Raw genomic sequence first — 8,382 nt, forward strand, 5'->3', positions numbered from 1 at the left:
CCGCGCAGTTTGCGGGGGAAGGGTTGGGGATGGGGGGCGCCCGGGGCGTGCGCCGGACCCAGGCTCACCACGCCCGAAGTTCTCCCCTCTCCGCACGCAGTTTGTGCGGGGAGGGGCCGGGGGAGGGGCAACCGAGGTCCGCTGCGCCTGGGCCTCAGGATGACAGGCTTGTGTGCTGTCTCCAAAAGCGAAGCGGCGGGCCTCGTGTGAGGCCCGCCGCTTCGCTTTCCTGTCCTCGCTGGGTCAGACCGGGCGACGGCCGGTGATGACGCGCCAGGCGATGATGATGATGGCCAGGATCAGCAGGATGTAGGCGATGTTGCCCAAGGCGCCAATGACACCGCCCACTCCCAACAGCGCAACCAGCAGCAGCACGATACCGACGATCAGCAGAATGTCCATCGTTTCCTCGGGTATGTCGGATGTGGACCAACCGGTACTGCGCTAAACTGCCACAGCCAGTAGCAGCTACCGTGCCAATGCGCGAAGTGTTTGGCGTGTACAGGGTTTGAGCAGGGCGGGATTGCACGGTCCGCGAGCACGGGGCTATCTTTCCCGGCTATGCCCAATACCCGACTAGCCCAGGTTCCCCCCGGATCGCAGGACCTCCTGGCCGCCGACGTGCGCCGCCGGAGGCACGTCCAGCGCGTGTGGTTCGAGCTCGCCGAGGCGGCGGGGTACCACGAGGTCATCCCGCCGACCTTCGAATACGAAGAGGTGTTCACCGCGGCCGGCACCAAGCTGGCCAGCGAGCTGATCCGCTTCGTGGACCGCGACGGCCGGCTCGTGGCCCTTCGCGCCGACTTCACCTCGGCCCTGGCGCGGATGGCCTCCACGCGCCTGCGCGACGCGGAGACGCCGCTGCGGCTGGCGTACGCGGGCAAGGTGTACCGCCAGCGGCCGGAGGGGGGCGGACACGCGCGAGAGACCTTCCAGCTCGGCGCCGAACTCATCGGCAGCGCGGGGGCGGATGCCGACGTCGAGGTGCTGCGGCTGGTGATCGGGCAGCTGCGCCAGCTGGGGGTGAGCGAGTTCCAGATCAACCTGGGCGACATCCGCTTCGTCACGCCGCTGATGGCGGGGCTGAGCGCGGACGAGGCCGAGTCGCTGCGCACGGCCATCGACCGCAAGGACCGCACGGCCCTGGCCGACGGCGCCCGTCGGTACGGCGCGCCCGCCGCGGTCGCCCGCGCGCTGGTGGAGCTGCCGGAGCTGATCGGCCGCGGCGACGTGCTGCTGCGGGCGCGGTCGCTCGCCTCCGGGCCGGAGGCCGAGGCGGCCATCGAGCGGCTGCGCGCCATCGACGGCATGCTGACCGAGGACGAACGGTCGCACGTGGTGTACGACCTGGGGGAGATCCGCGGGCTGGGATACTACACGGGAATGCAGTTCGAGGTGTTCGTCGCCGGGGCCGGCCGGGCGCTGGCCTTCGGCGGCCGGTACGACGACCTGCTGGCGCGCTACGGCTCCGACCGTCCGGCGGTGGGCTTCGCGATGGAGACCGACGCGCTGGCCGAACTGCTTCCGGAGGCCTCGTGAGCGCGCGACCACTGCGCATCGCCCTGCCGAAGGGGCGGATGATGGACGAGGCGCTGCTGGTGTTCGAGCGCATCGGCGCCATCATCGACCCGGCCGCCCGCGACTCGCGCCGGCTGATCCTGCCCTCGGCGGACGGACGATTCGAGTTCCTGCCCGTGAAGAGCGGCGACGTGCCCGTGTACGTGGAAACGGGCGTGGCGGACGCCGGGATCGTGGGGCAGGACGTGCTCGACGAGGGCGAGCCCGACGTGCTGAGGCCGCTGGACCTGGGGTTCGGCGGATGCATGCTGGCCGTCGCGGCGCCGGAGGGCGCACCGTATCCGTACCTGCCGGGCGAGACGATGCCGCGCGTGGCCACCAAGTACGTGGAAAGCGCGCGCAGGTTCTTCGCCACCAAGGGGATGCAGGTGGAGCTGATCCGCATCTCCGGATCTGTCGAGCTGGCGCCGCTGCTGGGGCTGGCGCACTGGATCGTGGACCTGGTGCAGACCGGCCGGACGCTGAAGGAGAACGGGCTCGTCGTGGTGGAGCCGATCGCCCGCTCCACGGCACGGCTTATCGTGAACCGCGCCAGCCACAAGCTGCGGCTGGAAGACCACCAGCGCCTGATCGCCGGGCTGGCGGGCGCCCTGGAGAGTGCGTGAGTGCGGAAGTGCGTGAGTGCGTCAGTGCTCGCGCCGCCGTTCAGTCGCGCACGAACGCACTTAACGCACTCACGCACTTGTTGAAGATTCGCACTCTCCGCGTCGCGCCGCCGTTCGCCGAGCTTCGGCAGATGGCGGCCGCCGCGTCTACGGACGATCCCGGGCTGCGCGATGCCGTCGCCGGCATCCTGCGCGAGGTGCAGGCGCGCGGCGACGAGGCGCTGCTGGAGTACACGGCGCGCTTCGACGGATTCCAGGCGCCGGACGCGCCGGGGCTGCGCATCGGCGTGGACCAGCTGGAGGAAGCCGCGCGCTCCATCGACCCCGACCTCCTGGGCTCGCTTCGCGCCGCGGCCGAGAACATCCGCCGCTTTCACGAGAAGCAGCGCGAGCACGGGTTCCTGGAGATCGAGGCGGACGGCAGCATTCTGGGCCAGCGCGTGGCCCCGCTACGGCGCGTGGGCATCTACGTTCCCGGCGGGCGCGCGGCGTATCCATCCTCCGTGCTGATGAACGCCATTCCCGCCGCGGTCGCGGGGGTGGTCGAGATCGCGATGGCGTCGCCCACCCCCGGCGGCGAGATCACGCCCGTGGTGCTGGCGGCGGCGCACGTGGCGGGGGTCACCGAGGTGCTGCGGATTGGCGGGGCGCAGGCGGTGGGCGCGCTGGCGTTCGGGACTGATTCCATCGGCCGCGTGGACAAGATCGTGGGGCCGGGGAACAAGTGGGTGGCCGAGGCCAAGCGCCAGGTGTTCGGCGTGGTGGACATCGACATGGTGGCCGGCCCCTCCGAGATCCTGGTGATTGCCGACGAGACGGCCGATGCCGTGCACGTGGCGGCGGACCTGATCGGCCAGGCGGAGCACGATCCCGACGCCATCGCCTGGCTGGTGACCACCTCCGCGGCGCTCGCGGAGCGCGTGCCCGCGGAACTGGAGCGGCTGCTGGAGCGCAACCCGCGCCGCGATGTAGCCCGCGCGGCGCTGGAAGCCAATGGCGCCATCGTCCTCGTCGACACGCTGGATGATGCCGCCGCCGTGGCCGACCTGCGCGCGCCGGAGCACCTGGAGCTGCTGGTGGCGGAGCCGATGGTGCTGGCGGGGCGCATCCGCAACGCGGGCGCCATCTTTCTGGGCGCCCACAGCCCCGAGCCGATGGGCGACTACTTCGCGGGCCCCAACCACGTCCTGCCGACGGGCGGCTCGGCGCGCTTCGCCAGCCCCTTGGGCGTGTACGATTTCGTGAAGCGCACCAGTCTGATCGGCCTTTCCGCCGCGCGCCTGCGCCGCGACGCCCCGCACGTCATCCGCCTGGCCGAGAGCGAGGGGCTGTTCGGGCACGCGGAAGCCGTGAGAGTGAGAAACACGGAAGCCCCGCAGAGTGGTGGATGAATCTCTCTGTTGAAATCGCAGCATCTGTGGCCTCGCTCCTATCAGGGTTGTTCGGTGGAGCAGGAGCGACATTGCTTTGGGAGCTGTATCTGAAGCCTCGCCGTGAACGAAAGAGCGTTGGTAGAACGATCGCTGGCGAAACATCGCTCAACCTACAGTTGATTGCGCTTCAACTCGCAGCTGGAGAGCATAACCCTGGGGCGGTCCCTTCCGACTTCCGGCTCTCGACTCTCGCATTTGAAGCACTCGCGAGTTCGATCGGAGAGCTTCCGACCGAACCTCGGCAGCTTGTCATCCTACTCTACAATCGCGTTCAGTACCTCAACCGGCTCGTCGACTTGTATTCTCATACGGTCGATAAGCTCCGCGAGACCCCAGGAGAATCACCCGCGAAGGTTGCTCTGGACCGAGAGGCACGAGCAGCATCCGAAGCGTTTTACCGCATTCTCGAGCGTACCTTTGAGACGGCGAACGCTACAATCGTCGCGCTGCACAGCACTATCGAGGGCCCGTTTTCCCGAGAGAGTCGGCTGACCGGAGACTTCGACGAAGTGCGCGCGCGCGTGCATCAAGGTCTCAAAGAACGAGACCAACGGTTAGGACCAGATTGAAAGGCATCACGTGAAAGTCCTCTACTCCGTAATCGCCGAGAACGCCACGCTCCGCCACGACGGGCGCATGGACGTGCACGGCATTTTCCACGAGCTGTACGCGCCCGGCTTTCCCGCGCAGCAGGACCGGCTGACGCTGGTGACCACCATCGAGTGGAACCCCGACGAACGCGGCGCCATCGACTTCAGCGTCAACCTGCTGGACCCGGCGCGCAGCCCCGTGCTCACCATCAACGCGCAGACGGAGGTGGCCGACGAGTACGCCGTCCATCGCCCGGCGCGCACGCAGATGGCAATCCCCATCGACAACCTCGTCTTTCCGGGCCCCGGTACGTACGAGTTCGAACTGACTGTCGGCGAGGTAAAGCAGGCGCTGCTGCACCTGTACCTGGTCCAGGACGCGCACGCGCACTAAGATAAAAAAGAAGAGTTTCACGCAGAGGGCGCAGAGATGACGGAGAGGACGCAGAGGGGCCGTGGCTGCCCTCTGCGTCCTCTCGTTTCCCTCTGCGACCTCTGCGTGAAATGCAGTTACTGGGGACGGGCAAGGATCGTATCGAGTTCGCGCAGGTCGGCGTCGCTCAGGGTCCAGTTCGCTGCCGAGGCGTTGGCGTGCACCTGCTCGGGCTTCGTCGCGCCGGCGATCACGGATGCCACCGTCGGGCGCGACAGGAGCCATGAGAACGCCAGCTCCAGCAGCGTGTGGCCGCGGGACTCGGAGAACGCGATCAGGCGCTCGACGAGGTCCAGGTTCTCGCCCGTGAGCAGGGGGTTGTGGGGCGGCATGCTGGCGATGCGCGTGCCCTGCGGCACCGGCTGGCCCTTGCGGTACTTGCCGGTCAGCAGCCCGTTCGCGAGAGGGAAGTACGGGATGAACGCCACGCGGCGGCGCTCGCACTCAGCCAGCACGCTCGATTCGGGTTCGCGCTTGAGGAGGCTGTACTCGTTCTGCACGCTCACGAAGCGCGCGGCGCCCTCCGGAAGCACCTCCGCCGCCTTCCGGATCTGGTCGGCGGAAAAATTGGAGCTGCCGATCTCGCGCACCTTCCCCGCCTTCACCAGCTCGTCGAGCACGCCCAGCGTTTCCGCGATGGGCACGTTGGGATCGGGCCTGTGCATCTGATAGAGGTCGATGTAGTCCGTTCCCAGGCGCCGCAGGCTACCCTCCAGCGCCTTGCGCACGGATGCGGGCCGACCGCCGCTCTCGGGTCCTGATCCCGGGTGGCCGAACTTGGTGGCGATGATCGCCTGCGACCGCCGCAACCCCAGCGCCCGGCCCAGGAATTCCTCACTCTGGCCCCTGCCGTACACCTCCGCGGTGTCGAAGAAGTTGATCCCCGCGTCCAGCGCGGCCCCGACCACGCGCTCGGTCTGCACAGCGTCGATGCGCATCCCGAAGTTGTTGCACCCCAGCCCCACCGCCGAAACCTGCAGCGATCCGATCTGACGAGTCTGCATCCACGCTCCCCGCGATTGAGGTTGATTGCCTGCGTCCAGCGCCTGCATCGTTCGCGCCCTCCGGAAGCGGAGCGCCGAGAACGCGTCGCCGTGCACTGGCTCTACGATCGCGCTTTCAGCTAAGCGCGCGCAGAGTTTCCCAGAGTTCCCGTGGAGGCATGATACGGAGCTCAGCAACCTCTTCGCGAGCGGCGAGTAGGTCCCGATCACCGGTAACAAGGATGTCCGCCCTACTGCTGATCGCCGTGGCGAGAACCCATCCATCATCTGGATCGCGAATCTGGTAGGCGGCCGTCTCTGGCGGCTCGGGGTAGACGGGATTCCGTCGCAAGGCACGAAGGACCTCATCCACCCGGGCCTCCGGCACCTTGAGTTTCGTGGAGAGGATCCTTCGGAACTCGGTGAGCACCACTTCTCCGCACACGAGTTCGTGCCTCGCGAGGATCTCTTCGTAGAGCTCCGCACAGAGGCCGCGCGTGCTGAACGCGCTGATGAGAACGTTCGTGTCCGGAAAGATCCTCACGAGACGTCGCGGAACACGTCCTCGTCAGTTACCCAACCCTGAGCCTCGGCGTAAGGCATCAGTTCGCTCCGGAGCGCCGCAAATTCCGCCTGTCGAATCTGCCGGCGCAGGGCGTGGCGCACGAAGTCGCTTCGGGACTGCCCAGACTTCTCGCACAGAAGTTCCAGGTCGCGCTCAAGCTCGGCGTCCAAGCGAACCGTCAACATTGTAGCCATGCTAATCTCCTTGGTTGTAATACAAAGTCATACAATCTAAAGCGAAGCGATCGACGCGCCAAGTTCTAACCCTTCCGCATCTGCGCCCCGACCAGGCCAAGCACGCCGACTCCTACGAGCGTGAGCCGGAAGATCGTCTGGGCGCGGGTGGCGTCCGGGCGGATGAGGAAGAGGATCAGCCCGTAGAGCGCCACGAAGATGAGGACGAAGCGCAGCTGGTTCCGACGGGTCTCCGTCATTCGCCCTCCCGCTCCCATATGTCCGGGTACCGGGTGGGGAACCCGGCCCCGTCCACCTGCAGGTCGCGCACGAACGCGCCGCCCGCACTCTCGTACCGATAGGCGTGCTCGCCGGTGCGGATGTACGTCTGCTGCAGCGGCTCCAGCGCGAGGCTCGGAAAGCGCAGCCACGCGGCGCGCACCTCCGCCCGCTCGCCGACCGCGGGGTTCAGCCGGCGGATGGGCAGCAAGTTGGTCGACGGGCTGAAGTTCAGGTCCACGTCCACACATCCCGCCACCTGCGGCACCTCGATGCCGTTCATCCGCCACACGCCATCGGCTGCGACGGCGATTTCGAGAGCGACCATTCGCTGGCCGATCCACCCGCTGACCCGCGTCCGCACGGTGCGCCACTCCGCATCGCATTCGATTCGGTAGCTGAGGCAGCATGGCCCGGCATCATCCGCGAACACTGCGGTCCCGGCCAACTGCCATCCCTCGCCCACGCGATCCACCCGAGCCGACTCATGTCCGGGCTGGTCCACCCGCCGCCAGAGGATCATTTGTACCTTCCAGTGTACTAGGCAGCGCTTGTGTCACGTTGCCGAGAGGCTTGCGGAGTGTCCAGATACATTTTAACCTTCAAACATGAATACCATGAACGCAGCCGACCTGCTGCATCTCAGCATCACCGAGCGCCTGCGGCTCGCCGAAGATCTATGGGACAGCGTGGCCCGTGAGGCTGCTGACGATCCGGCGAAGCTCCCCGTTTCGGATTCCCTGCGCGCGGAAATACTCAGGCGGTCCGCAGCTTACCACGCGAACCCTCGAAACGTGGTGCCGCTTGACGAAGCCCTGGCTCGGATCGAGCGGGCACTCGGGTGATTCGAGGTGTGTATCGGGTCGTCCTGCTCCCAGAGGCCGAAGCCGATGTGACGGATGCTGCGGCGTGGTATGAGTCCCAACGCGAACGTGCCGGGCTTGGCCGCGAGTTCCTGCAGGAATTCCGCGCCGCGACTGAAAAGTTGCGACGAGATCCACTCCTGTTCCAAGCCGTTTTCGCCCCGATCCGCCGCATTCTCCTGCGGCGTTTTCCTTATGCGGTGTTCTACGAGGTCGTCGGACGCGAGGTAGTCGTGCTCACCTGCGCTCATACTTCGCGTGATCCTGAATTCGTGCAGCAGCGCATACGTCGTGAGTGACGGGCGATCACCCCCTACACAGCCGCGAGCGCCTCGTTCAGCAGGCGGATGAACACGCCCGCCTCCCGAACCCGGTCCATCGGATGCATCCAGCCGGCGTGCGACGAGTGGGCGAACAGGCCGGTAATGGCTACGGACGTGTCGACCGTCGGCGGCATCAGCGACTGCAGGCGCAGCGTTTCGGTGTAGGGGATCAGCCGGTCGGCGCGGCCGTGCGACAGGACGACGCGGCCCCGCAGGTCGGCCAGGCGGGGGCGCGGGTCCAGCCCCGGATCCGTCTCCAGCAGGGCCGTCACGAACGCGGCCGCGATGTGGCGGACCAGGGCCGGGTCCGCAGCCGGGGCATCCGTCGCAGGCGCGAGGACGTCCCACACCTTCTGCTCGTCAGGCGAGAGCGTGCGCCGGATGTCGGCTTTCATCGGGTCGTACACCGGGTCCCACGACCAGTCGCCGCGCCGGCCCGCCTCCATCGCCAGCGCGTGCGCCCCCCGCTGCACCGCTTCCATCCCCGCGAACTCCGCAATGCGCGTAAGGTAGTTGCCCGCCATGATCCAGCGGCCGTACGGGTCGGGGTCCACGTG

Annotated in this window: 14 protein-coding genes; 7 read left to right on the top strand and 7 right to left on the bottom strand. The window is 67.4% G+C overall.

Annotation, left to right across the window (positions count from 1 at the left end; translation table 11 throughout):
* Positions 1–243: 243 nt before the first annotated feature.
* The gene (locus tag VIB55_RS19040; protein WP_331025071.1) at positions 244–402 is read right to left on the bottom strand and encodes a hypothetical protein; all 159 of its coding nucleotides are present in this window, start codon (positions 400–402) and stop codon (positions 244–246) included.
* Positions 403–561: 159 nt separating this feature from the next.
* Between VIB55_RS19040 and hisZ the strand changes: the two genes are divergently transcribed.
* The 5 genes from hisZ (at position 562) to VIB55_RS19065 (ending at position 4,600) form a co-directional block, all read left to right on the top strand.
* Positions 562–1,539, top strand: a complete 978-nt coding sequence (hisZ, locus tag VIB55_RS19045; RefSeq protein WP_331878255.1) for an ATP phosphoribosyltransferase regulatory subunit — start codon at positions 562–564, stop codon at positions 1,537–1,539.
* On the top strand, positions 1,536–2,183 hold the full coding sequence (gene hisG / locus VIB55_RS19050) for an ATP phosphoribosyltransferase (protein ID WP_331878256.1): 648 nt from the start codon (positions 1,536–1,538) through the stop codon (positions 2,181–2,183). The genes hisZ and hisG overlap by 4 nt, the downstream gene beginning before the upstream one ends.
* Before the next feature lie 131 nt (positions 2,184–2,314).
* Positions 2,315–3,574 (top strand): histidinol dehydrogenase, encoded by a 1,260-nt coding sequence (gene hisD, locus VIB55_RS19055; RefSeq protein WP_414681974.1) that lies wholly within the window; start codon positions 2,315–2,317, stop codon positions 3,572–3,574.
* Positions 3,571–4,185: a hypothetical protein gene (locus VIB55_RS19060; RefSeq protein ID WP_331878258.1), complete on the top strand. Its 615-nt coding sequence runs from the start codon at positions 3,571–3,573 to the stop codon at positions 4,183–4,185. The genes hisD and VIB55_RS19060 overlap by 4 nt, the downstream gene beginning before the upstream one ends.
* A gap of 10 nt (positions 4,186–4,195) precedes the next feature.
* Positions 4,196–4,600 carry a DUF6941 family protein gene (locus tag VIB55_RS19065; protein ID WP_331878259.1) on the top strand — a complete coding sequence of 135 codons (405 nt, stop codon included), beginning with the start codon at positions 4,196–4,198 and terminating at the stop codon, positions 4,598–4,600.
* 116 nt (positions 4,601–4,716) lie between these two features.
* Here the strand turns inward: VIB55_RS19065 and VIB55_RS19070 are convergent, their stop codons facing one another.
* The 5 genes from VIB55_RS19070 to VIB55_RS19090 all read right to left on the bottom strand — a co-directional run bounded on the left by VIB55_RS19070 (position 4,717) and on the right by VIB55_RS19090 (position 7,162).
* Positions 4,717–5,643 (bottom strand): aldo/keto reductase, encoded by a 927-nt coding sequence (locus VIB55_RS19070; RefSeq protein ID WP_331878260.1) that lies wholly within the window; start codon positions 5,641–5,643, stop codon positions 4,717–4,719.
* A 115-nt stretch (positions 5,644–5,758) separates the two neighbouring features.
* A complete protein-coding gene (locus VIB55_RS19075) occupies positions 5,759–6,166 on the bottom strand; it encodes a putative toxin-antitoxin system toxin component, PIN family (RefSeq protein ID WP_331878261.1) in 408 nt (135 codons plus the stop codon).
* Positions 6,163–6,381 (bottom strand): ribbon-helix-helix domain-containing protein, encoded by a 219-nt coding sequence (locus VIB55_RS19080; RefSeq protein WP_331878262.1) that lies wholly within the window; start codon positions 6,379–6,381, stop codon positions 6,163–6,165. The genes VIB55_RS19075 and VIB55_RS19080 overlap by 4 nt, the downstream gene beginning before the upstream one ends.
* A gap of 65 nt (positions 6,382–6,446) precedes the next feature.
* Complete coding sequence (locus VIB55_RS19085) at positions 6,447–6,620, bottom strand: hypothetical protein (RefSeq protein WP_331878263.1); 174 nt, start codon at positions 6,618–6,620, stop codon at positions 6,447–6,449.
* A complete protein-coding gene (locus tag VIB55_RS19090; RefSeq protein ID WP_331878264.1) occupies positions 6,617–7,162 on the bottom strand; it encodes a putative glycolipid-binding domain-containing protein in 546 nt (181 codons plus the stop codon). Before VIB55_RS19090 ends, VIB55_RS19085 begins: the two co-directional genes overlap by 4 nt.
* A 94-nt stretch (positions 7,163–7,256) precedes the next feature.
* Here VIB55_RS19090 and VIB55_RS19095 point away from each other — a divergent pair, with 94 nt between their 5' ends.
* Together VIB55_RS19095 and VIB55_RS19100 are read left to right on the top strand one after the other, a co-directional pair.
* The gene (locus VIB55_RS19095; protein WP_331878265.1) at positions 7,257–7,484 is read left to right on the top strand and encodes an addiction module protein; all 228 of its coding nucleotides are present in this window, start codon (positions 7,257–7,259) and stop codon (positions 7,482–7,484) included.
* Between the two features lie 8 nt (positions 7,485–7,492).
* The gene (locus tag VIB55_RS19100) at positions 7,493–7,801 is read left to right on the top strand and encodes a type II toxin-antitoxin system RelE/ParE family toxin (protein ID WP_331878266.1); all 309 of its coding nucleotides are present in this window, start codon (positions 7,493–7,495) and stop codon (positions 7,799–7,801) included.
* Positions 7,802–7,815: 14 nt separating this feature from the next.
* Here the strand turns inward: VIB55_RS19100 and VIB55_RS19105 are convergent.
* On the bottom strand, positions 7,816–8,382 hold a 567-nt coding region (locus VIB55_RS19105; protein ID WP_331878267.1), incomplete at its 5' end, for a hypothetical protein.

The organism is Longimicrobium sp., assembly GCF_036554565.1.
Taxonomy (GTDB): Bacteria; Gemmatimonadota; Gemmatimonadetes; order Longimicrobiales; family Longimicrobiaceae; genus Longimicrobium.